The following is a 24,779-nucleotide window of genomic DNA, read 5'->3' as shown; positions in this document are numbered from 1 at the left end:
AATTGGGTAGCGATGAAATTCACAAACATAAAAAAAGGGATTGCCGCTTTAACCGTAGGTGGTTTGCTGTTTTCGTGTCAAGATTTGACCGAAATCGACAAAAATCCCAACAGTCCAGAAGATGTTTCTTCCAACTATATTATGACCTACGTACTGTCCAACACGGGTAAAACTTTCTTTAGCTTGGGCAGAGACGGGTCTAAAATTGGGGCAGCGATGCAGTACATGCAGGCGGGAACCAACGAAGGGGCAGCAGTCATCAACCAATACGCTTGGACGCAAGAGTCGTGGAACGGTTATTATGAGATTTTGCGCAATAATCAGTTGATTTACGACAAAGGCATCAAAGAAAATAACCGCTTTTTTCAGGCCATCGCCCTCACGATGCGGTCGGCCGTGTTTGGTTTATTAACCGATTTGTACGGCGATATACCTTACACTGAGTCGCTCAAGGCATCTTCTGGTTTATTTTTTCCAAAATACGATGAGCAGGCCGTCGTGTATAAAGGTATTATGACCGATTTGAAACAAGCCGTGACCTTGCTCAATAGCCTTGAAAGCAAAGATGCCGTCAACCCAACGTCAGATATTTTGTACAAAGGAGACGGAAAAAAATGGAGGAAATTGGCCAATTCGCTCCGTTTGCGCTATGCCTTGCGCTTGGCCGATAAACGTTCAGAAATGAGTGCATTGGGCGTAAATATCCAAACCGAATTTACGGAAGCGTCCGCCGATGCTTTCACGAGCAATAGCGATGATGCCTCGATGGCGTTTGTGGGAGCAAGTGCCGATAATTCAGCCCCAGGTGGCCCGCTCAATTCGCCGAACCCCAACTTTTTGCTGAAACCCGGACAGCCATTTGTTAATAAGTTAATCGCCCTAAATGACCCGCGTCTTCAACGTTGGATACAACCTGTGCAGCGTAAATGGGATACCAAAGTCACCAAAGAAACAACCGTAACGGTAAAAAATAGCTACGGCGAAAGTTATTCGGTGGTGTATGTGCCCACAACAGCTACCAATGTGGATACATCCTTGTATGTAGGTTTGCCAGTGGGTTTGGCCATTACGCAAGCAGTTGCGTATAACAAAGGAAACGACGCAACCGCCTATCACAACGAACGCAATCCTTACATTTCGTTTTTGCACGAACGCTACCGTAAAAACACGGATACTTATGTTCCAATGAACATCATAACGTACACCGAGGTAGAGTTTATTTTGGCGGAAGCTGCTTTGGCGGGAAATTTTGGTGCAACCGACGCTGAAGGTCACTACAAAAAGGCCATTCGTGCTTCGATGGATAAAGCAGGGGTATTTACGGCGAGTTATGACTATGAAAAATACTACGCACAGGCATCGGTTAGTTATGCGTCGGCCTCTAACAAACTGGAGCGAATTATGGAGCAAAAATGGCTTTCCTCTTGGTTTGGCATTGAGTCGTGGTTTGACTGGAGACGAACGGGCTTTCCTGCGTTGAAGGCGGGCGATGTAGCGCAGTATGGCAAAGCTTTGCCGATTCGTTATATGTATCCTGTCCCCAATCAAGATCCTTCTTATTTGACCAATTATAACTCAGCCGTCGGACGTTTAGGAAGCACCAACTATATCCCATCAGGACAAAGCAAAGACCACCCATACGCCAAAATGTGGCTCATTCAAGGCACAAGTAAGCCTTGGAATTAGGTAGTTTTTGGCACTATTTGACTTTGAAAAATTAGAGTTCCTATGCTTACAGCCTTCCCGAAAGTTCAAAACTTTCGGGAAGATTCTTTTTGTACTTGGAAAATCTGATTCTGAAATAACGCACCAATGAAATCTATTTTAACCGCACTCCTCTTTTTTGTTGTTTTCCACGTCGGCTATGCCCAATCGTGGATAGACCTGACCCAAGCCAGTATTCACCATCGCCCTGCCGATGCCACTGCTTTCAAAGAAATTGTAAACATTTTGCAGGAAGAAATTGCAAAGCGTTCGGGAATTAAACCCAGCGTTTCTCCCAATTTTTCTGAAACTACAAGTGCCAGTATTTATTTGGTGCTGGATAAAAACCTCACGGAATTACCCTCGACGCTACGAACAGACTTACTTCGGTTGGCAGCACCTACCCAAGAAGGCTTTCGGATGGTGGCGTTGGCCGATAAAAAAGCAGTTGTGATTGCGGGAAAAGACGTACGAGGCGTCTTGTACGGGGTGGGGCGTTTGCTCCGCAAGGCCGAAATCACCCAAGGACAAATTCGTTTTCCTGCCGATTTGCGACTTTCTACTAGTCCCAAATACCTCGTCCGAGGACACCAGTTGGGTTATCGCCCCAAAACCAACTCGTACGATGCCTTTACCGTGGCGCAGTACGACCAATACATCCGCGAATTGGCACTTTTTGGAGCTAATAGTATCGAAATTCTCCCGCCAGGCACCGACGACGAGCCTACCAGCCGCCACATGAAATTGGCAACGTTGGACATGGTCAAAGAACAAGCACGGATTTGCCAACGTTACGGGCTGGATGTTTGGATGTGGTATCCCAACATTGGCAAAGACTTTACTACCCCCGAAAAAGTAAAAAATGAGTTGGCCGCCCGCGAGACGGTCTTTAAAGCAGTCTCAAAAATAGACGCCGTTTTTGTACCAGGTGGCGACCCAGGCGAGCTCGAACCCGACGAGCTTTTTGAGTGGATGGATAAAATGGCATTGCTGTTAAACAAATACCATCCTAACGCCAAAATTTGGATTTCGCCCCAGTCGTTCAAACCGACCAAAGCGTGGTTTGACGCGTTTTTTCGCCATGTCAACAAAGGGTATCCTTGGTTGGGAGGTATTGTCTATGGGCCTTGGGTAAAAGTGCCGATTGACCAAATCCGTAAAACTGTGAAGCCGTCGATTCCTATTCGGAACTATCCAGACATTACGCATTCCATCGCCGCGCAATACCCCGAACCTGACTGGGATCCTGCTTGGGCGGTTACACTCGGACGCGAAGCGGTAAATCCTCGTCCCAAAGACCAGAAGTTTTTCCACAATATCGTCGCTCCGTATTGCATTGGAAGCATCAGTTATTCGGAAGGAACCAACGACGATGTGAACAAATTTATCTGGAGTGACCAAGATTGGGATCCCAAAATGGACGTCAGAGAAACGTTGAAAGATTACAGCCGTTTGTTTTTTGGGGCAGATTTGGCCATGGATGGGGCGTTGGGCTTATCAGAATTAGAAACCAACATTAAAGGACCTGTGTTGGCCGCCAATCAAATCGAACGGACACTACTTCGATGGCAGAAAATGGAACAAGCAGCTTCGCCTGTTTTGTTGGCCAATCCGCGTTTCCAAATGGGGCAGATTCGGGCGTATTTCGATGCGTATATTCGGGAAAGAAGCCTCTACGAAGCTCAATTGGAACGACAAGCCTACGACCTCTTGAAGTTTGGTGAAGGCAATGCTCAAACTAGGGCTCAGAAAGCGATGGAGGTTTTGAGTAAAGCGTGGAATGAACCCGTTGCTGTACCTTTAAGAGAAAAATGCCTTGCCTTGGCAGACTCGCTTCATCGAAGTATTGGGGCGCAGCTGACAGTGGCAAAACACGGCGCTATGCCAGGTCGGGGCAATTTTATTGATAACCTCGATTACCCGCTCAACGACGCGCCTTGGCTCATGCGCGAGCTCAAAAAACTGGAAAGAATGGACGACACGCAGGGACAACAGGCATTGGCGCGTTTGCTCAGTCGTACCTACCCAGGCAAGGGCGGTATCTACGACCAATTTATGAATCCTACTAGTCGGGCAAGGGTAGTGACGACTAAGTATAATTGGAACAACGACCCCGAAAGCCTTCAGTCATCGCGTATAGGTTATGGGATGAACTTACCCAAAGAATATTTTGATAGCTACCCAAGAATGAGCACGCCCGTTCCAGCTGTGCCGAGGGCATGGACGAGTCAAATCGAAGTGTTGTACGATAACATTCTGAAAATCAAGTACGACCAACTTGAAAAAGGAGTCAAGTACAAAGTAAAGGTGGTCTATAGCGGCAGGTTTAAGTCTAACGTGCGAATGATGACTTCTAGTGGCGTTTTCATCCATGATTACATCAAACTGGGTGAACAACCTGAATATGAATTTGAAGTGCCTGCCGAGGCGATTAAAAACGGTGAGGTTGTTTTTCAATGGAATTGTAAAGAGGCAGAGCGGGGCTTACAAGTGGCGGAAGTCTCGCTGATTCGGGTTGAATAATTCGGTTTTGCGTCGGAGACGCTAGTCCGTTTTGCCCCCGAATCATAGTTCGGGGGCAGCTTAGAGACGCGAGGCCGTTTTGCCCCCCGAATTATAGTTCGGGGGCAGCTTAGAGACGCTAGTCCATTTTGCCCCCAAATTATAGTTTGAGGGCAGCTTGTGCAGCTTGTTTTAGCGTAAAAACCATACTTTGCGTATCAGTCCTTTCTCCACCAGATAAATGGCGGTGGCCGAAAATTCTTGGCCGCGTCCCGTAATGTATTCTTTGTCAATGACGTAGTTGCCCTGAATAATTCGCCCGTGCAAGGCAGCGAAGTTTTGGGGAAACTTTTTGAAAAGACTTCCGTAATCATCTTCCAAGTCTTTCTTAGTCAAAACGCGCGGTTTGGCGTTTTGAAAACTGTAAATCTCAACGGTATCGCTGTAGGTTGCCACAAAGGCTTTGAGGTCTTGGCGGTTGTAAGCGTCCAATTGCTGCTGAACGATTTTTTCAGGATTTTGAGCAAATACCTTCCACGAAAGAAGGAAAAACACGGGCAAGAAGAGTGATTTCATAGCAATGTTTATTTTTGATACACGCGTACGTAGTCGATGATGTATTTGGACGGAAATTGACTAGAAGAAGGGTCGCCCCCGTTGTCGCCGCCGATGGCGAGGTTGAGCAACAAATAGTGAGGCTGCATAAATGGGTTTTTCTGCGTCCCGTCTTGGTTGATGGTATATTGAAGTTCCACAAAATTCAGCAACTCACCATCCACGTAAAGCCGAATGGCTTTTTCGTCCCAGTCCATGCGCCACACGTGAAATTTCTTGCGCCAACGTGGGTCTTGAAACGTCTCAATCGGTTTTTTAAGGTCGCGCCAAATCGCTTTGAAACGAGTTTCGCTTCCCCACGCTACATTGGCCAACAGCATACCACGGTAAAACTCCATGATGTCGATTTCGCCGTTGCGCGGCCATTCGCCTTCTACGCCTAGCGTCCAAAATGCAGGCCAAATTCCCGCTTGCGTATCTATCTTAGCCCGCATTTCGAAGCGACCATATTGCCAACTGTGCAGACCTTGCGTTTTTAAACTAGCGGCGGTATAGTCGATGTTGGCACGCTGTTTGCGCCAATCTTGGCTTTGTGCGCTGTATGTTGGGTTGGGCTTTTGCTCGCGCCGTCCTTCGATGATAAGTTTACCTTTTTTGACGTACGCATTGTCGGGTTGGTACCATTGTAACTCGTGGTTGCGAACAAATCCTTTTTCAAAAGCCCAGTTTTGGGGGTTAGGAGTTCCGTCGTTGGAAAACTCATCCGACCATACCAATGCGTATCCTGTATATTGGGGAATTTTTTGCCCAAAAATATGATACGGAATCCCCACAACTCCCAATAATAATCCTAAAAAGGATAAAAATGTCGATTGGTATTTTTTTAGTAAGTATTTGGTAGGTTTGAATTGCATTAGGATGTGGATTTTATAGTGACTTAATGGTTACTTTTTTGGAAATTTGTGTCAATTATATAGATTCGTATCTTTTAATTTATTCTTAATTATCTATGAGAAAGACCTCACATTTGTGGTTATACTTTGTAGCGGCGGCGACTTTGGGCTTGCAAAGCTGTTCCCGAAACCCCGTTACAGGCAAAAAAGAAATTATCTTCATGTCGCAAGAGCAAGAAATTGCCCTTGGGGCTCAGTCTCACCCGTCGATTGTAGCTACGATGGGCTTGTACGAGGATGCGAAACTACAAAACTTTATCAATGAAAAGGGGAAGTCGATGGGGGCTATCTCGCACCGCCCCGATTTGAAATACCAGTTTCATATTGTTGACTCGCCAGTGGTAAATGCCTTTGCCGTCCCAGGTGGGTATGTGTATTTTACGAGAGGAATCATGGCCCATTTTAATAATGAAGCCGAGTTTATGGGGGTACTAGGGCACGAAATTGGTCACGTTACCGCGCGCCACTCTGCCCGTCAACAAACCTCGCAAGTACTTGGAACAGTAGGGTTGATGGCAGGGATGGTACTGTCAGAAAAAGTACGTCAAATGGGTGATCAAGCCATGCAAGGGTTACAGATGGTATTGTTGAGCTACAGCCGTGCCCACGAGTCGGAGTCTGATAAAATTGGGGTGGACTACTCAAGCAAAGTAGGATATGATGCGCGCGAAATGGCGCAGTTTTTCGGAACTATCAAGCGTATTTCTGACAAAAGTGGCCAAGCCATTCCTACCTTTATGTCAACCCACCCCGATCCAGGTGACCGTTTTACCAATGTGCGCCAAATGGCTGAAGCATACCAAAAGGCAAACCCAGGCCAGTATTTGGTGGAAAGAGAGCGTTATCTGCGCATGATTGACGGTATTATTTTTGGGGATGATCCAAAGCAAGGATTTGTAGAAAATTGGAATTTTTATCACCCAGAATTGAAGTTTCAGTTTCCCGTACCGCGCGATTGGCAGTACGAAAACTCGCCTGTACAGTTCCAAATGGCCGCTAAAGATGGCAAGTCGATGATGATGCTAACCGTAGCCGAAGGTAAGACCTTGGATGAGGCGGCGCAGAACGTGGTCAAAAACTACAATTTCAAGGTGTTGGAAAACAAAAAGACAACCATCAATGGAATCCCTGCGGTGGTGATGGTTTCACAAATCCAGCAGCAACAACAGCAGCAGCAAGGAGGCCAAACTGCCCCTCAACAAGCCCAAGACCCGAACACGGTGGTGCAGGTTGCAACGTATTTATACGAGTACAATGGGATGATTTTGGCCATGCACGGCATGAGTTATGCACCAACGTTTAATACGAATTTTGCGACATTCCGTAACGTTGCTGAAAATTTCCGTAACCTCAACGACCCCGACAAGCTCAACCGTAAACCTGATCGTATTCGTATCAAAACAGTGGCACGGACGGCCGCTTTTAAAGATGTAATGAAAAGTTTTGGAATGCCTGATAGCAGACTGGACGAATTGGGGATTTTGAACCAACTCCAAGCCAACGACCAAGTGCAGCAGGGTACATTGGTCAAGATAATTACAAAATAAAACTCGTAAAAACCCCTCTTGGTCGCAAAATCGCCTGAGGACGAGTAAATAAGCCCTAAAGCAGTTTGGGCTTTCGCAACGAACGGAGTAGATTTGGGTTAGAATACTCACATTTACTCCGTTTTTTTTGCATGAAAAAAATTATTACACTTCTCATCACACTAGCGGTAACTTCGGCCGTGAGGGCGCAAACGCCCACTTTCCCCCGCAACGGGGTCTATGACGAGCGGCCAGAAATGTACGCTTTTACCAACGCGACCATTTATGTCGATGCCCGAACGGTCATCGAAAATGCGACCTTGCTCATCAAAAATGGGATTGTTGTGGCGGCAGCCAAAGACGTTCAAATTCCTTCGGGGACGGTGGTTACTGACCTAAAAGGTCGTCGGATTTATCCTGCGCTTATAGACATGGAGTCCGATTACGGAATGCCCGAAATCGCGCGTGGACAGCGTGGTGGTCGTGGGTTTTCTCCGCAAATTGAGTCCAACAAAAAAGGTGCTTATGGCTGGAACCAAGCCGTGAATGCCGATGCCGAAGCAGGTAAGATTTTTTCCCTTAATACCACCAAAGCCGACGAACTTCGTAAGTTGGGTTTTGGCGCGGTACTGACCCACCACCACGATGGGATTGTGCGTGGAACGGGAGCGTTGGTGAGTTTGTCCTCAGAAAGTGAGAACTCCACGGTACTTCGCCATCCTGCCTCTTTTCACTTGTCGTTCAGTAAAGGGACTTCTACCCAGCAGTATCCCAACTCACCCATGGGCTCGATGGCCCTTCTGCGTCAGACTTACTACGATGCTGAGTGGTACAAAAACAGCGGTAAAAACGTAGAGTTTAACCTCTCATTGGAGGCATTTAACAAACATACTTCATTGCCAACCATTTTTGAGGCGACGGACAAATGGAGCCTGTTGCGGGCGGATAAACTCGGCGACGAATTTAAAACGCAATATATCTTTAGGGGCTCAGGCGATGAGTATCAACGCGTGGACGAAATCAAAGCTGCGGGGGGCTCTATTATTGTTCCGATTAACTACCCATCAGCTTTTGATGTAGAAGACGCATGGGATGCCGATAACGTAAGCCTTGCCGAAATGAAGCACTGGGAAATGGCTCCTGCCAACGCCGCGACGCTCGAAAAAGCAGGCGTGAATTTTGTGCTGACGTCGGCATTGTTAAAAACCAAAACTGAATTTTGGCCAAACCTTCGCAAAGCCATTGAACATGGTTTGACCGAAACCAAAGCTCTCGAAGCCCTCACGACCATTCCTGCCCAATTGCTCCAATGCAGCGATAAAATCGGAAGCCTCAAAACAGGTACGTGGGCAAACTTTATCATTACGTCGGGCAGTATTTTTAGCGCGGATAATATTCTGTACGAAAACTGGATTCGTGGTAAAAAATACGTCATCAATTCATTGAGCCAAACGGACATTCGTGGGACGTATCAGTTGAACCTGAATGATGAAAAAGGAAAACTTGTCATCACTGGGAAGCCCGATAAGCCAGAATACCAAGTGGTGTTGCGCGATACGGTAAAAATTACCCCGAAAGTTACGTTCCTCAATGACGTCATTTCCATCAATTTCCAACCCGACCGCCGTACGCCGAATGCTACGACTCGTTTGACAGGGTATTTGGAAGGAACGACCTTGAAAGGAAGTGGTGAAAATGCCAAAGGAGAGGCGATCAAATGGGTTGCTACGTTCCAAGAAGCTTTCAAAACCCCTGAAGCCCGCCGTGATTCTACCCAGCGCCCAGTCCCTAATGTCGGTAAACCACTTTATCCATTTGTTGGGTTTGGAAACACCGAAAAACCAAAGTCTGAAACAATTTTGGTAAAAAACACGACGGTTTGGACCAGTGAAGACGCAGGCGTGTTGACAAATACGGACGTATTGGTTGAAAACGGTAAAATCACGAAAGTGGGTAAAAACCTTTCGGCAGCTACAGCCCGCGTGATTGACGGGACTGGCAAGCACCTTACACCAGGTATCATCGACGAACACTCGCACATTGCCCTCGCTTCGGTCAACGAAGGTGGACAGTCAAGCTCGGCAGAAGTGCGGATGAGCGACGTTGTGAACCCTGATGATATCAATATTTATCGCCAATTAGCAGGGGGTGTAACCATGTCACAGTTGTTGCACGGTTCGGCTAATTCAATTGGTGGGCAGTCGGCCGTTGTAAAACTCAAATGGGGAAGCAACGTCAACGAAATGCTTGTTCCCGAAGCGCAATACATCAAGTTTGCCTTGGGTGAAAACGTAAAACAGGCGAACAGTCCGAACGCAACTGTGCGTTATCCACAAACACGGATGGGGGTAGAACAAGTCTTTTACGACCATTTTATTCGTGCGCGTGAGTACGACCGCTCGTGGGATGCGTACAATTCGATGAAAAATAAAATTGGCGTTCCAGCTCCACGTCGGGACATTGAATTGGAAACTTTGGCCGAAATTTTGAACGGTAAGCGCCACATTACTTGTCACTCGTACGTGCAGTCCGAAATCAACATGCTGATCAAAGTAGCCGATTCGTTAGGGTTCAAAATCAACACATTTACGCACATTTTGGAAGGATATAAAGTGGCCGACAAAATGAAAAAACACGGCGTGGCAGGTTCGTCGTTTGCCGACTGGTGGGCGTACAAAATGGAAGTAAAAGACGCGATTCCGTACAATGCCGCGATTTTGGCCAAAGTAGGCGTATTGACCAGTATCAACTCTGACGACGCCGAAATGGCGCGCCGTCTCAACCAAGAAGCGGCCAAAGCCGTCGAATATGGTGGTATTGCCGAAACGGAAGCCCTCAAAATGGTGACGATTAACCCCGCTAAAATCTTACGCCTCGACAAACGCACAGGAAGTATCAAAGTAGGAAAAGACGCTGATTTGGTATTGTGGAACAACCACCCGCTGTCTATTTACGCCCGTCCTGACTATACGATTGTAGAAGGTGCGATTTGCTATTCGACCGATGGCGACGACAAGCGCCGTGGTGAAGTAGAGCAAGAGCGTGCGCGTTTGATTCAGAAGATGATTTCTGCCAAAACAGGCGGTGCTACGGCCGTTCGTCCACCGTTCCGTCGTCAGCGCATGTGGCATTGCGAAGACGTTGAAGGCATTATGGCAGAAGGTGAAGAAGAAGGCAAGTAGCTTTGTGTTGGTTTTTACGAATGAATTAAAAAGAAATTTCCATGATTGTTTCCATAAATAAAACAAAAACAACGACCATCAGGCGCTTGGCTGAGGTAGTTTTTGGAGCTTCTGCTCCTGTACTTTTTAGCTTATTATCACTCAGCGCCAACGCTCAGAACCCTGCTCCTGCCAAGCCACAATCTAAGCCAATGGCGCTGGTTGGAGGAACTGTTCACGTCGGTAATGGGACGGTGATTGAAAAGGGCGTGGTAGTGTTCGACAAAGGTGTATTGACCGCCGTGGGCGATGCCAGTACAGCGTTTGATAAATCAAAAACGGAGGTAGTTGACGTTACTGGCAAACACCTGTATCCAGGTCTTATTGCGATGGGCTCAACAACAGGTTTGGTCGAAATTTCGTCGGTAAGAGCTACCGTCGATAACCAAGAAGTAGGGAGCATAACCCCGAACGTGCGGGCATTGATTGCGTACAATACAGACTCAGAAGTGATTCCTACTTTGCGTAACAATGGATTGCTATTGACCCAAGCGACGCCCCAAGGTGGTACGCTTTCAGGCTCTTCGTCGGTGATGGAATTAGACGGTTGGAACTGGGAAGATGCCGTGCTCAAAAAAGACGACGGGCTTTGGCTAACGTGGCCTGCTTTCTTTGCCCGTGAGTTTAATTTTGATGATTTTTCGGTAAATCTTCAACGCAATACGCGTCGCCAAGAAGTGATTAACTCGTTGGCGCAGCTATTTTCGGACGCACGTGCCTACAGCGAAATCAAAAACCCACCCATTACCAACCTCAAACTGGAGGCATTACGTGGTCTTTTTGATGGGCGTCAAAACCTCTACATCCGCGCCGATAATAGCAAAGATATTGTAGAGTCAGTGAAGTTTGCCAAACAGCAAGGCGTGAAGAAAATCATCATCATTGGGGCCGAAGATGCCTTGCGTGTGGCGGAGTTTTTGAAAGAAAATGGCGTCGCCGTTGTTTTGGGCGAAACGCACCGTTTGCCTACGCGTCAAGACGAGCCTGTTTACCAGCCGTACCGTTTGCCTGCGCTGCTTCAAAAAGCGGGTGTAACGGTAGCTTTGAGCTACGGCGAAGCTTATTGGCGGACGCGTAACCTTCCGTTTACGGCAGGTACTGCGGCAGGTTTTGGCGGAATTTCGTCGGAAGAAGCCCTAAAAATGATTACGTCAACTCCTGCTAAATTGTTGGGAATTGACAATGTCGTGGGTACGATTGAAAAAGGAAAATTGGCCACGTTGGTGGTGTGTAAAGGAGATATTTTGGATATGCGTTCTAATGGCATTGACCATGCCTTCATTCGTGGGCGTAAAATCGACCTCGACGATCGCCACAAACGCCAATACCGCAAATACACCGATAAGTATGAGATTGGAGAAAAATAAAAAGTGTCGAGTGCAGAATGCAAAATGTCGAGTTTAAATATTCGACACTCTGCATTCTGCACTCGACATTTATTTTTTGTCATTCTGCACTCTGCACTCGACATTCCTAATAAGTGACCCAAGTGTCCTTTCCACCGCCTCCTTGCGAAGAGTTAACGACGAGGGAGCCTTTACGTAAGGCTACGCGCGTGAGTCCACCAGGAATAACGTTGATACCATCGCCGTACAAAATATAAGGGCGTAAGTCAACGTGGCGGCCTTCGGCGTGGTCGTCCAAGAAACAAGGCACGCGAGAAAGCGAAATCACGGGCTGGGCGATATAATTACGCGGATTTTCTTTGATTTTTTGGCGGAAAATCTCGTGTTCTTCTTTGGTCGCTTTAGGGCCAATCAGCATTCCGTAGCCTCCTGCTTCGTTGGCTTCTTTAATAACTAGATTTTCTACGTTTTCAAGCACATATTTAAGATCATCGTCTTCGCGACAGATGTACGTGCGCACGTTCGGGATAATCGCTTCTTGGTCGAGGTAATACTTGATGATGCGCGGCACGTAGGCATAAATTACCTTGTCGTCGGCTACTCCCGTTCCTGGGGCATTGGCCAAAGCAACTCGCCCTTTTTTATAGACATCAAAAATGCCTGGAATCCCTAACAACGAGTGTGGGTTAAATACCTGCGGGTCGAGGAAGGTGTCGTCGAGGCGACGGTAAATCACATCCACGATTTCAAAACCACGCGTGGTGCGCATTTTTACATAGCCACCCGAAACCACTAAATCGCGGGCGTCAACGAGCTCAACCCCCATTTGTTGGGCCAAATACGAATGTTCAAAATACGCAGAGTTGTAAATCCCAGGCGTAAGTACCACAATGTTTGGGTCGGGACGGTCGGCAATAAATTTCAGCATCTCAAACAGACGCGCAGGGTAGTCAGATACAGGACGAACGCCCGTACGAGCGAGCACTTCGGGGAAAATCTGTTTAGAAAGTTCGCGGTTTTCGAGCATGTACGAAACCCCCGACGGGCAGCGAAGGTTGTCTTCGAGTACCATAAACTCACCATCATCGCCACGGATAAGGTCGGTTCCTGTGATGTGGCACCAAATGCCTTTGGGTGGTTTTAAGCCTTTGCAGGCTTCCAGATAACACTTAGACGTCTCGATTAAATCGCGGGGAACAACGCCATCTTTTAAAATCTTTTGATCGTTGTAAATATCATCAATAAAAAGATTGAGTGCCGTAATGCGTTGGATAAGTCCCTTCTCCATGCGGTTCCACTCGTCGCCTGTTACTACCCTTGGAATGATGTCCAGAGGCATGATGCGTTCCGTTCCTTCACCTTCCGAATACACGTTAAAAGTAATTCCCATCGACATCAGCGCGCGCTCCGCAGTGTGCTGACGGTTAGCGAGTTCTGTATTGTTGAGCTGCTCTACACGTTGCTTAAATGCTTCGTACCCAGGGCGTACTTTGCCATCGGGGGTAAACATCTCATCATAGAACTTTTCGGTATCATAGTTTTTGAATGAAAATTGCATAATGGTGAAAAATCGTTGGTGAGTTATTTGTTTTACCGAACAAGATATGGATAAAGTGGAGATTTTACCAAATTTTCTGTGGTAATTTGTTCTTTTGGTTAGTATTAATGGACAAGTTTCGGAAATTATTGGATTATGCCGTACTTTGTATAGTATTTTGCCGTTAAGTTTTTACTTTAAATAAGTACATTGTTACTTTAGAGCCCTTACTTTTACAACACCTACTTTACTACTGTTAAAATGTCGAATCGCTTTTGGATGATTGTTGTTGGATTACTTGCCTGTGTTCAGGGGCGGGCACAACATTGGCTTGGAATTTCGTCGAGTAACTATGCAGGAACCAACGCCCTTTTTCTCAATCCAGCGCACGCCGCCGATTCGCGACATAAGTTATACATCAATTTGGTAGGGAACGATATTTTCTTGGCTAATAATTACATCCGTTGGGCTGCTCCGTATTCCATGTTCGGAATCATGACCAATACCGTTCCTAAAAAATACCGAAGTGAGCGGGGAGCGATTGTTTGGAAAGAAGAATATTACCAAGAACGCCTCAACGGCGAGCGTAAACATTTGCACGCGGGAGGTGATTTGCGCGGGCCTTCACTGCTTTATTCTTTTAACAATAATCGTTTTGCCATTGGGCTCACTAGCCGTGGGAGATATGCCATGAGTCTAACAGATGTCACGGAAGAAACCGCGCGGGTGATTCGATTCGGAACTGATAATAAAGACCTTCAAAGCAAAGATTTTCTCAACCAACAGGCCAAATTAAATACCAATGGATTTCTCGAAATGGGAATGACGCTGGGAGCGGTGGTGGCTGATTATGATGAGCATTTTTTGAAAGTGGGCGCAACCGTAAAACGGTTGGTGGGCGTCTATAACGTTCATGCCGATTTACGAAATACCGACCATCGAATTGTGGTAGAAAGTTTAAATCGTGAAAGGGAGTTTATTGTCGTTCAAAACCTCGATGCAACTTATGGCTACACCACGGGGGCGGCTTTTGATAACATTGGTCTTAGTCCTAAATTTCTGTTTGGGAAAGCTTCGGCGGGTGGTAGCTGGGGCGCTGATTTGGGGGTAGTGTACGAATATCGCCCTGAGTTTAATGAATATACGCGAAAAGTCCCCAAGAGAGGCAAAGAACCTGACCCAAACAAGAACAAGTATAAGTTTAGGGTTTCGGCAGCGATTACGGATATTGGGCGGCTCAATTACAAAAACCTGAATTATGCAAGGGAAATAGACGTCCAAAAAGTAAGGGACGAGTTTTCTTACACAGAATTTAACATGGCCAATACAACACCTTTGGCGGTGGCGGCAGTCAATCGCTCATTGTCGGTAAATCCAGACGATGCGCCTCAGGCGTTTAAAGTAGGACTTCCGCTGGCGGCCAATGTCAGCTTTGATTATCATTATAAAGGCCCTTGGTACGTGAATGCCATTTGGGTGCAAGGGTTGAGGGGAAAAAACTACATGAACATTAGACCACAGTCGGTCTTGGCCGTAACCCCAAGGTACGAAACGCGTTGGATTGAATTTGCTGCTCCTTTGAGTTTGTATGACAACTACCGTGCGGTCGCCATCGGATTGGCCGCGAGGATCGGTCCTATTATTGTTGGTACAGACCACTTTACGGGAATTTTTGGTATTGGAAAGCCACAGGGAGCAGATTTGTATTTTGGGCTATACGCGCCTTTTTTCCACCGCAAACCCAAAGAAGCCATCAAATGCTGGTTTCCACCCTACGAGAAACTTTTAAAGCGCAAACGTTAATCTAATAACATGGAAGCCTACGTTACCGCCGAACATTCCGCTGAAGGAATTGCCACCATTACGTTTTTTCATCCTGCCCAAAACTCAATGCCCAGTGCACTTCTGCAACGTTTGGCCGCTACTATTTCGGAAGTGGGAGAAGAGGAGCGAACCAAAGTGATTGTGCTAAAAAGCGGGGGAGAACGTACCTTTTGTGCGGGAGCAAGTTTTGAAGAACTAGCTTCTATCGAAACCGAAGAACAAGGGTTGACTTTTTTTTCGGGTTTTGCCAATGTTATAAATGCCTGTCGGCAAAGCTCCGCCGTCGTGATTGGGTGCGTGCAAGGCAAAGCCGTGGGCGGAGGCGTAGGGCTTGCCGCTGCCACTGACTATTGTTTGGCAACCCAACACGCCGCCGTACGTTTGAGCGAATTGCTGATTGGCATTGGACCTTTTGTCATTGGGCCAGCCATCGAACGAAAAATCGGAGTAGCGGCATTTTCACAAATGACCCTCAATGCCCCTACCTTTTATTCCGCAATTTGGGCCAAAGAAAAAGGGCTGTACGCCGAGGTGTACGAATCCATCGAAGCATTAGACGATGCCGTAGCTACCTTAGCCCATCAGCTGGCAAGTTATAATCCCGATGCGCTTCGACAGCTTAAAAAAGTGTTTTGGGAAGGAACTGAGCACTGGAGCACGTTGCTTTACGAACGCGCAGCCATGAGTGGGCGACTTGTGTTGTCGGAACAAACGCGCGCAGCCATTGCCAAATTTAAGGTTTAATAACCGTACCAATCTCCCCACCATTTTTGCAGGCTTTTTCTGATTTCGTTTTCGCGGGCATTTTGGCCAGGTTCGTAGAGTTTTGTTCCCTTCAATTCATCAGGTAAAAAATCCAAAGGCGTAAAATTGCCTTCGTAATTGTGCGCGTATTTGTAGTTTTTGCCGTAGCCAATTTCTTTCATCAACTTGGTAGGCGCATTGCGCAGGTGCAATGGAACGGGTAAATGCGCCGTTTTTTCGGCCAATTCCAAGGCTTCGTTAATGGCCACATAACTAGCGTTACTTTTGGGCGAGGTCGCCAAATATACCACCACTTGGGATAAAATAATGCGTGATTCGGGGAAGCCAATCGCTTTGACGGCATCTACGCAGGCGTTGGCCATAATCATGGCCGTGGGGTTGGCATTGCCGATGTCTTCCGATGCCAAAATCAACATCCGTCGGGCAATAAACACGGGATCTTCGCCTGCGTGAATCATGCGGGCCATCCAATACAGCGCCGCGTTGGGATCGCTGCCGCGCATAGATTTAATAAAAGCTGAAATAATATCGTAATGTTGTTCGCCTGACTTGTCGTATCGTGCCAAATTTTGCTGCGCCACCTCCGTCACAGTATCATCGTTAATCACGATTGGGTTTTCGTGGAAATGCGCATTGACCACTAATTCCAGCAAATTAAGCAACTTACGGCCGTCTCCTCCCGACAAACGAAGCAAGGCGTCGTAGGAATCAAATTGAATGCTTTTGGTTTTTAAAATTTCGTCTTTTTCGGCAGCTTGGTGCAGCATTTTGATGAGTTCATCTTGACCTAGCCCTTCTAAAATATACACCTGACAACGCGATAACAAGGCAGAATTGATTTCAAACGACGGGTTTTCGGTGGTAGCACCAATGAGCGTAATTTGGCCTTTTTCTACCGCCCCCAGTAAAGCGTCTTGCTGACTCTTGTTGTAGCGGTGAATTTCATCAATAAATACAATAGGAGGAAACAAACCCGATGGTCTTGCCAATACCTCACGCAGCTCTTTTACGCCTGAACTAATCGCACTTAACGAGTGAAAAACCCGTTTGGTGGTTTCGGCAATCAGGAGCGCCAAAGTTGTTTTGCCGACCCCTGGAGGGCCCCATAAAATCATGGACGGAATGAGGTTGTTTTCAAGGGCTCGCTTGAGTGCGCCATTGCGACCTAGAAGTCGAGGTTGACCGATGAAATCGTCAAGGGTGCGCGGGCGCATACGTTCGGGGAGGGGTGCTGGCATGGTTGCTGTTATTAGTGGGGCAAAAATACAAACCTTTGTGCCTTTTCGCGCAGTTTTCCTTTTTTACTATTCCCAAAATACTTTCTAGGACGTATCTTTGGAACTATAACATTCTACATTTTATGGCGCTTTTTCGCATTGCTACTACCAACGATATTGAGACGATTGCTCACCTTCACGCGGCGAGTTGGAAAACAACGTACCGAGGTATGTTGTCGGACGATTATCTCGACAATCATGTAACGGCCGACCGCATCAAGGTCTGGACCGAACGAATTGAACAACCCGCCGAAAACCAACGCATTATTTTGTGTGTCGATGACCAAGGCAATGCCATGGGATTTGTGTGCGCTTATGGTAGCTCAACGGACCCTTTCGGTACATTCATTGATAACCTACACGCAGCGCCTGAGTTGAAAGGGAGAGGAGTTGGAAGGAAGTTGATGCGGAAAGTCTATGAGTGGAGTTTAGAAGCTTACCAGCAACCCAAGCTTTACCTCAAAGTACTGGAAGATAACCATCCCGCCCGCATTTTTTACGAAAAAGTAGGAGGAACAAACCAAGCGACGCTTACTGAAATAATGCCAGGAGGAAGCACCGTAAAGGCTTGTCGATTTGTGTGGGATACTTTTGAATTTTAATAGATAAAAAAAGCCCGCAACTCAGTTGCGGGCACAAGATTAAGGTGTCGGAATAGTAATATATTTTTAAACAATTACGTGCTCGGCCGATAATTGCTTCTTCATGCTTGTCAAAGCACCAAAAACCAAATTATATACAGATTGGATGTTAATTTTCATGAAGTTCGAAATTTCTTCGTTGGTCATATTGACATAAAACTTCAAGAAAATGGCCTCGCGCTGACGGCGTGGGAGGCGCTCCATGGCTTCGTTGAGGTTGCGGTTGGTCTGTAAATACTCTTCTTGAGCGATTACGTACGACTCCGCCGAAGCAGTGTAAAGGTGGTGGTACTCCAAAGGAATTTCTTCGCTACTCGTATTTTTTTGTTGGGCATTGAGATGGCGAACCAATTTACGTTTGATCGAAGCCATCAAATAATAACGAACCGATGTGGTGTCACCAAGCGTGTGACGGTGTTGCCAAAGTTCTACAAACAAATCGTGAATACAATCTTTAATCAAAGCTTTATCGACACTAAATTGCGTACAATAGTTGTACAAAAGCTGAACGTAACATTGATAAAGTTTTGCAAACGCTGCCTCGTCGTCTTGACGAAACTGATTCCAAAGAGTTACCTCTTCCTGAGTAGTTAGATGAAACCGGGGCATTTGGGTGGAGGGGTTTGGGGTTTTGAAACAATCACAGCCCAAATGTAATTTTCTTTATATTAAGTTGCAAAATAAAAAGTGTTTTTTTTACATTTAATTTTCAGAATATAATTTGGTGAATTGAAATGTACTCCCATCAAATAATCCTAAATCGCTCATTTTCAGAGAAGGAATTACAAGTAGCCCCATAAACGATAAGGTCATAAAAGGGGACGCAAGCGTTGAATTTAACGTTTGCTTAACAAAAGAATCGAGCGCTGTATATTGATTTGCGACGTCGTAGCCGTCTTTATCCGACATTAAACCTGCGATTGGCAGCGATAAAATATGCTCACTCCCTTCACCATCTACGGCACTGACGCCGCCTCGGGCTTCAATCACCAAATTGATGGCTTTGGCAAGGCTTTCATCATCACAACCTACTGCAATAATGTTGTGTGAATCGTGCGCTACCGACGAAGCCAATGCGCCTTGCGTAAGGCCAAAATTTTTGATAAAACCAATGGCAACAGGGGCAGGCTGATACCGATTTATGACCGCGATTTTGAGAATATCGCGCTCGGTATCCGAAACAATGCACCCCGCTTCGACGCGGGCGGGCATTTCAAGAAGATTCGTGATTAACTGCCCGTCTAGGGCTTCAATGACTTTCAAAGAAAGAAAAGTACTAGGAGCTGGAATGGCTAAGTCGGATGCTTGGCAAGGCTGACAATCAAACTGATTGACGATTGGACTGCGCAAATCAGGCAAGAGAGACGTGCCACGGTCGGCTACTTTTTGGCCGTTGATGTATGTTTCAAGAATGGTAAAATCGTTCAGATTATCCACCATGATAAAGTCTGCCGAATCGCCTTCGCGCAGTAGCCCCACTGGCAGGCGATAATGCAACACAGGATTGACACAAGCAGCTCGTAAGACATCGAAAAGCTTGTAGCCTTTGGCCAAAGCGCGCTTCACCAGTTGGTTGATGTGACCATCGACCAGGTTATCAGGATGTTTGTCGTCCGAACAAAACATGAGTCGGGAAGCATACTGAGCCATCAGTGGAATAAGCGCTTCAAAGTTTTTGGCCGCACTTCCTTCTCGAATCAAGACGTATTCGAGTCCTAGTTGGATTTTTTCAAATGCTTCTTCGTACGTAAAACATTCGTGGTCGGTGGTGATGCCCGTTTCAATATATTTTTTGGCAGCTTCTCCCCGAAGCCCAGGCGCGTGGCCGTCGATGGGTTTGTTGAAGGCATTGGCCCACTGAATCTTCATCATTACATCAGGGTCTTCGTTAAGCACCCCAGGAAAATTCATCATTTCGGCCAAATAACCAATCTCCTTTAATGCCAACAATTGCCGAACTTCTTTGACGGAGATGGTGGCGCCTGCGGTTTCGAAAGTGGTCGCAGGTACGCACGACGGCGCACCAAAGCAAAACTTAAACGGTACTCGTCGGCTGTCTTCAATCATGTATTCGACGCCTTTTACGCCCAGTACATTCCCAATTTCGTGCGGGTCAGAAACTGTTCCCACTGTGCCGTGTACCACGGCCAGTCGGGCAAATTGGGCGGGTGTCAGCATCGAACTTTCGATATGTACGTGGGCATCAATAAAACCAGGTAGTACGTAGGGAGCACCTACTCGTTCTCCTCCAAGAATAGAAATGTTGACGATGCGGGTGTCTTCAACGTCGATTTCGGCATAAGAAATAATGTGATCAAACACATTGAGGAGGTTGGCAGTAAATCGCATGGGGCTTGTAAAGGTTAATGGTTTGGTCAAAGGGAGAAACGACGATTTTGTGATTTGTGCCAGAAACTCCTAACTTTTCGCCAAAGAGTGCTAAAATTAGATTTTTCATTAAAAGAAATCAAATTTTTGACAATTTCATGCTAAAACGACCGCGTTTACCCATGATTTCGGTGCATGTCCCTTTCCTTTGGGTAGGTGGACTGACTTTTTTTCCGTGGGTCTTTTTTAAGAAACAAAATCCTCCTGCGTGGCTTATTAACCACGAGCGGATTCACTTGCGGCAACAGGCGGAGATGGGCTTGTTACTTTTTTATGTTTGGTATCTTTTGGAATATCTGGTGCGCCTTATCGTTTATCGTCACCGCTATCGAGCCTACCGAAACATTTGTTTTGAGCGCGAAGCCTATGCCAATGACCAAAATTTGAGTTACCTCACTACTCGAAAACCGTGGGCATTTTGGAAGTATTTGTAAAAAAGGTACATTTGTCTCATTAAAATCTCTTTGTAAAAATACGCGAAACGTGGGTGGCTTCTGAGTATTACCATCCTTCTCAGTCGATGAAATAACGACTGATGGTTTTCTTATTTTTCAATTTTTACAAAGACTTTTATGAATTCTTCCCCAATTATTGCCGTGATAGGCGGCACAGGTAAATCAGGCGCTTATTTATTACAAGAACTGCTTCGACGAGGCTTTCGTTTGAAGTTATTGGTTCGTGATGCTTCTTCACGAGACTTACCTTTGTTTTATAATCATCCTGCGGTTGAAATTTTGGATGGCAATGTCCGAGATTATGAAGTCGTGCGTTGGTTGATTCAAGGCTGTGACGCGGTGATAAGTACGTTGGGTTTAGGTATCCCTAATAGTGAACCTACAATCTTTAGTCAATCTACGCAAAACATACTTAGAGCGATGAACGAGTGCAACATCGAACGGTATATTGTGACTACAGGATTGAACGTCGATACGCCTTTTGACAAAAAAAGTGCTAAAACGCAGTTCTCAACCGAATGGATGAGAACAAATTTCCCGCTTTCTACCGCCGATAAACAACGAGAATATGAAATTTTGAGTGCCAGTGAAGTGCAGTGGACATTGGTTCGGCTTCCACTTATCGAGCTGACAGATAGTCGAAAAGAGGTTTTAATAAGTACAGAAGACATGCTGGGTGAAAAAATTAGCGCAACCGATTTGGCGTGCTTTCTGATAGCTCAACTCAGTGACCGTACATATTGGCAAAAAGCTCCGTTTATTGGCTCAGTATGAGTAGTTTTGTGGCTTGTTAAGTGCCTTCTGTTGACCTAAACCGTTTTGCGTATTGAGATGAGACTTTTACTATTGTTGTGCTTGCCCCTTTTTGCATTGGCCCAAACCGCGCCGCCTTATCAAGTCAAGTTTACCAATGAAAAAATAAAAATAGACGGTGTGCTTGACGAACAAACGTGGGCGGCCATTCCTACGATTGGAACCTTTTGGCAGTATTTTCCTGCCGATACGCTCAAGGCTGTTTACAAAACCGAAGTGAAATTGACATTTGACGATAAAAACATCTATGTCAGTGCCAAATGCTATGCACAACATAAAAACTACGTAGTATTGTCGTACCGTCGGGATTATCGGGCAGGCAGCAATGACAACGTGAGTTTTATTTTTGATACCTTCAACGACCGTACCAATGCCTTTCTGTTTGGCACCAATCCTTTGGGCGTCATGCGGGAGGCATTGTTGTACAACGGAGCAACCGATAATACGTTCTTCAGCGAGTTTTGGGATAATAAATGGACGGCAGAGTCGAAAATTTACGACAACTATTGGACCACTGAGGTGGCTATTCCGTTTACAACCTTGCGTTTTAAAGAAGGAACTACCCAGTGGCTCTTTAAAAGTTATCGGTTTGATACTCAGATTAATGAACAAAGTACGGTGATTCAAATACCCCAAAATCAATTGATTATGAATTTGGGGTATTCGATGCCAATTGTGTTTGAAAAACCATTGCGAAAAACGGGGGCGAATATTTCACTCATTCCGTACATTGCTACGGGCAATTCGCAGGATTTTGTCAATCGAAATAATCCCAACAACGGAACTCGGTTCAATGTGGGGGGAGACGCCAAAATCGCGGTCACCTCTGGACTGAATTTAGATTTGACGGTCAACCCAGATTTTTCCAATGTAGAAGCGGATCGTCAGATAATTAACCTGACTCGTTTTGACATCAACCTTCCCGAACAGCGTCAGTTTTTTCTGGAAAACTCCGATTTGTTTTCGGGTTTTGGTAGCTACGTTATCAACCCATTTTTGCCTCCGCAGGGCAACTTGGGCGGAGCGGGAAATCAGATTTTGAGCCCATTTTTTTCACGTCAAATTGGGATTGCCAAAGATTCGACCACGGGCTTGGGCGTGCCTAATCGTATCGTGTACGGCGCGCGTTTGAGCGGAAAACTGGATGACAACTGGCGCATAGGTTTGCTGAATGCCCAAACCGCCGACGATGAATTTAAGGGGATTTCGGGTGCAAACTTTGCCGTGGCGTCGGTGCAGCGGAAGGTGTTTAGCCGCTCAAACATTGCCGCGATTTTTGTCAATAAACAAACGTTGCACCCAGAAATGAGTCCCAAGCTGACGGCCTACAACCGCGTAGGAGGGTTGGAGTATAATTTTACTTCTAGAGACAGTCGTTGGCAAGGAAAAGCGTATTATCATCAATCTTTCAGTGAAACCAAACAAAAAGATGCGTTTGCCAACGGATTTTCGTTGATGTACAGCGTCCTTAAATACACTTTTCGTTGGGCGCACGATTGGGTCGGAAAAGGCTACGACGCTGAAGTAGGTTTTGTACCACGCAAGGACTTCTTGCGTATCAATCCTACACTTGGATTTTCGTTTTATCCCCGAACGCGCTTGGTCAATCGATACAGTGTCGGAGTGGCGTTGGAGCAATATTCGATGCCTAACGTAGGTATCACCGACCGAACTGCGGGGCCATTTTTGTCGATGTCGTTCCAAAGTTCTGCACGGATGTTGTTGTCGTTGAACCAAAATTACACGTACCTATTTTCGGATTTTGATGCTTTACGAAGCAACGGAAAATTGCCGTCGTTGAAGCAGGGGGGAAGTTATACGTACTACAATGCGTCGTTGAATTACTTCTCTGACCAGCGTAAAAAATGGTGGTTGTTTGCCCAACCGCTGATTGGTCAGTACTACGACGGTACGATTGTAAGCTTGGCGGGTTCTATCAATTACCGTTATCAACCTTACATTGCGTTAGCAATGAATTTTACGTACAATCGAATCAATTTACCAATCGGAGAAAACAATGTGTTTCTAATTGGGCCACGGTTGGATTGGACTTTCTCCAAAAAGGTATTTTTGACGACTTTTTTGCAGTACAACAGTCAGTTTGAGAACATGAATGTTAACACCCGTTTTCAATGGCGTTTTGCCCCCGTGTCTGATTTCTTCTTGGTCTATATCGACAATTATAACACAGCAAACGGAGAGTCAAGAAACCGTTCTATTCAGGCGAAATTGACGTATTGGTTTAATTTGTAGAATTTTGTGATGCTTGATTGAACGCTGTAAACGGTTAAATTTGTTAAAAAATACAGCATGGCTAAAGATTTTTATCACGACAACGTTCGAATAGCATTAGAGAAAGACAACTGGTTAATAACTCATGATCCTTATGCTATTAAAGTAGATGAGGTTGGCTACGAAATTGACTTGGGAGCTGAACCACTCATTGCTGCTGAAAAAGACAATGCAAGAATAGCAGTGGAAGTTAAAAGTTTTGTAGGTCCGTCAACTATCAATGAGTTTCACAAGGCAGTAGGACAGTTTAACGATTATTATGTAGCTTTAGAAATTCAAGATCCAGAGCGAGTACTATTTTTAGCTATACCAGAAGAGGTATGGTTGCGTTTTTTTCAAAAGCGAGTTATTCAGAAATCATTAGAGCGTATTAGAGCAAAAATTGTTGTCTATAATCCCGACGAAAACCGAATTGTGGAATGGATAAAATAAAGCACTATCAAGAGGTAATTCTCGATTTCTTAAATCGCTACAACAGTGAGACAGGAAATACTACAACTACAGCTGTGGAACGAAGAGTCTTAGCTGACAAAGAGCATAATAGTTTTCAGTTGCTTTCGGTAGGCTGGAAAGGCAAACATTTTATCTTTGGCCCCATTTTTCATTTCGATATTATTGACGGAAAAATTTGGATTCAGTGTAATAATACTGAACGTGAAGTAGTGGACGAATTGATGGCAAATGGAGTGGATAGAAATGATATTGTTCTGGGCTTTGTTTCTCCAAGTGCTCGGCGATTTTCAGGGTTTGCTACGGCTTGAGACCCAAAATACATTACATTAGTAAAACTAGGTTTTAATTCAGTAACAACTATAGGCAAACTTCATAATGAAGTTTGCCTATTTCATAGTTAAAAAGAAGACAAAAATACTCTGCTAGAAAGCCATCGTGAAACAATCCCCTTCAACCCGCTGTTATTCGGCGAATCTAACGTAATTTTGCAAACCAATTGTCTATTGGTGAGCTAGTATAACGACTTT

The 24,779-nt window shown here is 45.7% G+C and carries 19 protein-coding genes; 13 read left to right on the top strand and 6 right to left on the bottom strand.

What is annotated here, in order from left to right; translation table 11 throughout:
- The first annotated feature begins 12 nt into the window (after nucleotides 1–12).
- A complete protein-coding gene (locus K339_RS0100835) occupies nucleotides 13–1,686 on the top strand; it encodes a SusD/RagB family nutrient-binding outer membrane lipoprotein (protein WP_028521905.1) in 1,674 nt (557 codons plus the stop codon).
- A gap of 126 nt (nucleotides 1,687–1,812) precedes the next feature.
- Nucleotides 1,813–4,227, top strand: a complete 2,415-nt coding sequence (locus tag K339_RS0100830) for a hypothetical protein (RefSeq protein WP_028521904.1) — start codon at nucleotides 1,813–1,815, stop codon at nucleotides 4,225–4,227.
- 171 nt (nucleotides 4,228–4,398) lie between these two features.
- Here the strand turns inward: K339_RS0100830 and K339_RS0100825 are convergent, their stop codons facing one another.
- Together K339_RS0100825 and K339_RS0100820 are read right to left on the bottom strand one after the other, a co-directional pair.
- Nucleotides 4,399–4,782 carry a nuclear transport factor 2 family protein gene (locus K339_RS0100825; protein WP_051397716.1) on the bottom strand — a complete coding sequence of 128 codons (384 nt, stop codon included), beginning with the start codon at nucleotides 4,780–4,782 and terminating at the stop codon, nucleotides 4,399–4,401.
- A gap of 8 nt (nucleotides 4,783–4,790) precedes the next feature.
- Complete coding sequence (locus K339_RS0100820) at nucleotides 4,791–5,675, bottom strand: glycoside hydrolase family 16 protein (RefSeq protein ID WP_084332064.1); 885 nt, start codon at nucleotides 5,673–5,675, stop codon at nucleotides 4,791–4,793.
- Nucleotides 5,676–5,770: 95 nt separating this feature from the next.
- Here K339_RS0100820 and K339_RS0100815 point away from each other — a divergent pair, with 95 nt between their 5' ends.
- The 3 genes from K339_RS0100815 to K339_RS0100805 all read left to right on the top strand — a co-directional run bounded on the left by K339_RS0100815 (nucleotide 5,771) and on the right by K339_RS0100805 (nucleotide 11,828).
- Complete coding sequence (locus tag K339_RS0100815) at nucleotides 5,771–7,261, top strand: M48 family metalloprotease (RefSeq protein WP_037298784.1); 1,491 nt, start codon at nucleotides 5,771–5,773, stop codon at nucleotides 7,259–7,261.
- A gap of 131 nt (nucleotides 7,262–7,392) precedes the next feature.
- On the top strand, nucleotides 7,393–10,422 hold the full coding sequence (locus K339_RS0100810) for an amidohydrolase family protein (protein ID WP_028521900.1): 3,030 nt from the start codon (nucleotides 7,393–7,395) through the stop codon (nucleotides 10,420–10,422).
- Between the two features lie 41 nt (nucleotides 10,423–10,463).
- Complete coding sequence (locus tag K339_RS0100805; protein WP_084332063.1) at nucleotides 10,464–11,828, top strand: amidohydrolase family protein; 1,365 nt, start codon at nucleotides 10,464–10,466, stop codon at nucleotides 11,826–11,828.
- A gap of 106 nt (nucleotides 11,829–11,934) precedes the next feature.
- On the opposite strand, the gene K339_RS0100800 is transcribed toward K339_RS0100805, so the two are convergent.
- Nucleotides 11,935–13,365: a circularly permuted type 2 ATP-grasp protein gene (locus tag K339_RS0100800; RefSeq protein ID WP_028521898.1), complete on the bottom strand. Its 1,431-nt coding sequence runs from the start codon at nucleotides 13,363–13,365 to the stop codon at nucleotides 11,935–11,937.
- Between the two features lie 240 nt (nucleotides 13,366–13,605).
- Between K339_RS0100800 and K339_RS0100795 the strand changes: the two genes are divergently transcribed.
- Together K339_RS0100795 and K339_RS0100790 are read left to right on the top strand one after the other, a co-directional pair.
- Nucleotides 13,606–15,147, top strand: coding sequence for a DUF5723 family protein (locus K339_RS0100795; protein WP_028521897.1), 1,542 nt, complete (start codon nucleotides 13,606–13,608; stop codon nucleotides 15,145–15,147).
- Between the two features lie 9 nt (nucleotides 15,148–15,156).
- Nucleotides 15,157–15,912: an enoyl-CoA hydratase/isomerase family protein gene (locus K339_RS0100790; protein ID WP_028521896.1), complete on the top strand. Its 756-nt coding sequence runs from the start codon at nucleotides 15,157–15,159 to the stop codon at nucleotides 15,910–15,912.
- On the opposite strand, the gene K339_RS0100785 is transcribed toward K339_RS0100790, so the two are convergent.
- Entirely contained in the window at nucleotides 15,909–17,171 is a 1,263-nt protein-coding gene (locus K339_RS0100785; protein WP_028521895.1) for a replication-associated recombination protein A, read from the bottom strand. The two genes, K339_RS0100790 and K339_RS0100785, sit on opposite strands and share 4 nt — an antisense overlap.
- A 122-nt stretch (nucleotides 17,172–17,293) precedes the next feature.
- On the opposite strand from K339_RS0100785, the gene K339_RS0100780 reads away from it, so the two are divergent.
- Nucleotides 17,294–17,812 (top strand): GNAT family N-acetyltransferase, encoded by a 519-nt coding sequence (locus K339_RS0100780; protein ID WP_028521894.1) that lies wholly within the window; start codon nucleotides 17,294–17,296, stop codon nucleotides 17,810–17,812.
- A 66-nt stretch (nucleotides 17,813–17,878) separates the two neighbouring features.
- On the opposite strand, the gene K339_RS0100775 is transcribed toward K339_RS0100780, so the two are convergent.
- Both K339_RS0100775 and ade read right to left on the bottom strand, forming a co-directional pair.
- On the bottom strand, nucleotides 17,879–18,460 hold the full coding sequence (locus K339_RS0100775; RefSeq protein ID WP_028521893.1) for an RNA polymerase sigma factor: 582 nt from the start codon (nucleotides 18,458–18,460) through the stop codon (nucleotides 17,879–17,881).
- 93 nt (nucleotides 18,461–18,553) lie between these two features.
- On the bottom strand, nucleotides 18,554–20,200 hold the full coding sequence (ade, locus tag K339_RS0100770; RefSeq protein WP_028521892.1) for an adenine deaminase: 1,647 nt from the start codon (nucleotides 20,198–20,200) through the stop codon (nucleotides 18,554–18,556).
- Between the two features lie 137 nt (nucleotides 20,201–20,337).
- Here ade and K339_RS0100765 point away from each other — a divergent pair, with 137 nt between their 5' ends.
- The 5 genes from K339_RS0100765 (at nucleotide 20,338) to K339_RS0100745 (ending at nucleotide 24,560) form a co-directional block, all read left to right on the top strand.
- Nucleotides 20,338–20,673, top strand: coding sequence for a hypothetical protein (locus K339_RS0100765; protein WP_229598673.1), 336 nt, complete (start codon nucleotides 20,338–20,340; stop codon nucleotides 20,671–20,673).
- Between the two features lie 138 nt (nucleotides 20,674–20,811).
- Nucleotides 20,812–21,468 carry an NAD(P)-dependent oxidoreductase gene (locus tag K339_RS0100760; RefSeq protein ID WP_028521890.1) on the top strand — a complete coding sequence of 219 codons (657 nt, stop codon included), beginning with the start codon at nucleotides 20,812–20,814 and terminating at the stop codon, nucleotides 21,466–21,468.
- Between the two features lie 57 nt (nucleotides 21,469–21,525).
- Nucleotides 21,526–23,760: a DUF5916 domain-containing protein gene (locus tag K339_RS0100755; protein WP_028521889.1), complete on the top strand. Its 2,235-nt coding sequence runs from the start codon at nucleotides 21,526–21,528 to the stop codon at nucleotides 23,758–23,760.
- Nucleotides 23,761–23,817: 57 nt separating this feature from the next.
- A complete protein-coding gene (locus K339_RS0100750; RefSeq protein ID WP_028521888.1) occupies nucleotides 23,818–24,231 on the top strand; it encodes a XisH family protein in 414 nt (137 codons plus the stop codon).
- The gene (locus K339_RS0100745; RefSeq protein ID WP_028521887.1) at nucleotides 24,219–24,560 is read left to right on the top strand and encodes a XisI protein; all 342 of its coding nucleotides are present in this window, start codon (nucleotides 24,219–24,221) and stop codon (nucleotides 24,558–24,560) included. The genes K339_RS0100750 and K339_RS0100745 overlap by 13 nt, the downstream gene beginning before the upstream one ends.
- Nucleotides 24,561–24,779: the final 219 nt, after the last annotated feature.

The organism is Runella limosa DSM 17973 (genome assembly GCF_000482465.1).
Taxonomy (GTDB): domain Bacteria; phylum Bacteroidota; class Bacteroidia; order Cytophagales; family Spirosomataceae; genus Runella; species Runella limosa.
Note: the sequence above shows the minus strand (reverse complement) of the source record. Positions and strands in the feature narration are given on the sequence as shown.

What these genes read in the sequence shown, in the direction of transcription:
- K339_RS0100835 (WP_028521905.1), top strand. Translation starts at nt 13, where the DNA reads ATGAAATTCACAAACATAAAAAAAGGGATTGCCGCTTTAACCGTAGGT.
- K339_RS0100830 (WP_028521904.1), top strand. Translation starts at nt 1,813, where the DNA reads ATGAAATCTATTTTAACCGCACTCCTCTTTTTTGTTGTTTTCCACGTC.
- K339_RS0100825 (WP_051397716.1), bottom strand. Translation starts at nt 4,782, where the DNA reads ATGAAATCACTCTTCTTGCCCGTGTTTTTCCTTCTTTCGTGGAAGGTA.
- K339_RS0100820 (WP_084332064.1), bottom strand. Translation starts at nt 5,675, where the DNA reads ATGCAATTCAAACCTACCAAATACTTACTAAAAAAATACCAATCGACA.
- K339_RS0100815 (WP_037298784.1), top strand. Translation starts at nt 5,771, where the DNA reads ATGAGAAAGACCTCACATTTGTGGTTATACTTTGTAGCGGCGGCGACT.
- K339_RS0100810 (WP_028521900.1), top strand. Translation starts at nt 7,393, where the DNA reads ATGAAAAAAATTATTACACTTCTCATCACACTAGCGGTAACTTCGGCC.
- K339_RS0100805 (WP_084332063.1), top strand. Translation starts at nt 10,464, where the DNA reads ATGATTGTTTCCATAAATAAAACAAAAACAACGACCATCAGGCGCTTG.
- K339_RS0100800 (WP_028521898.1), bottom strand. Translation starts at nt 13,365, where the DNA reads ATGCAATTTTCATTCAAAAACTATGATACCGAAAAGTTCTATGATGAG.
- K339_RS0100795 (WP_028521897.1), top strand. Translation starts at nt 13,606, where the DNA reads ATGTCGAATCGCTTTTGGATGATTGTTGTTGGATTACTTGCCTGTGTT.
- K339_RS0100790 (WP_028521896.1), top strand. Translation starts at nt 15,157, where the DNA reads ATGGAAGCCTACGTTACCGCCGAACATTCCGCTGAAGGAATTGCCACC.
- K339_RS0100785 (WP_028521895.1), bottom strand. Translation starts at nt 17,171, where the DNA reads ATGCCAGCACCCCTCCCCGAACGTATGCGCCCGCGCACCCTTGACGAT.
- K339_RS0100780 (WP_028521894.1), top strand. Translation starts at nt 17,294, where the DNA reads ATGGCGCTTTTTCGCATTGCTACTACCAACGATATTGAGACGATTGCT.
- K339_RS0100775 (WP_028521893.1), bottom strand. Translation starts at nt 18,460, where the DNA reads ATGCCCCGGTTTCATCTAACTACTCAGGAAGAGGTAACTCTTTGGAAT.
- ade (WP_028521892.1), bottom strand. Translation starts at nt 20,200, where the DNA reads ATGCGATTTACTGCCAACCTCCTCAATGTGTTTGATCACATTATTTCT.
- K339_RS0100765 (WP_229598673.1), top strand. Translation starts at nt 20,338, where the DNA reads ATGCTAAAACGACCGCGTTTACCCATGATTTCGGTGCATGTCCCTTTC.
- K339_RS0100760 (WP_028521890.1), top strand. Translation starts at nt 20,812, where the DNA reads ATGAATTCTTCCCCAATTATTGCCGTGATAGGCGGCACAGGTAAATCA.
- K339_RS0100755 (WP_028521889.1), top strand. Translation starts at nt 21,526, where the DNA reads ATGAGACTTTTACTATTGTTGTGCTTGCCCCTTTTTGCATTGGCCCAA.
- K339_RS0100750 (WP_028521888.1), top strand. Translation starts at nt 23,818, where the DNA reads ATGGCTAAAGATTTTTATCACGACAACGTTCGAATAGCATTAGAGAAA.
- K339_RS0100745 (WP_028521887.1), top strand. Translation starts at nt 24,219, where the DNA reads ATGGATAAAATAAAGCACTATCAAGAGGTAATTCTCGATTTCTTAAAT.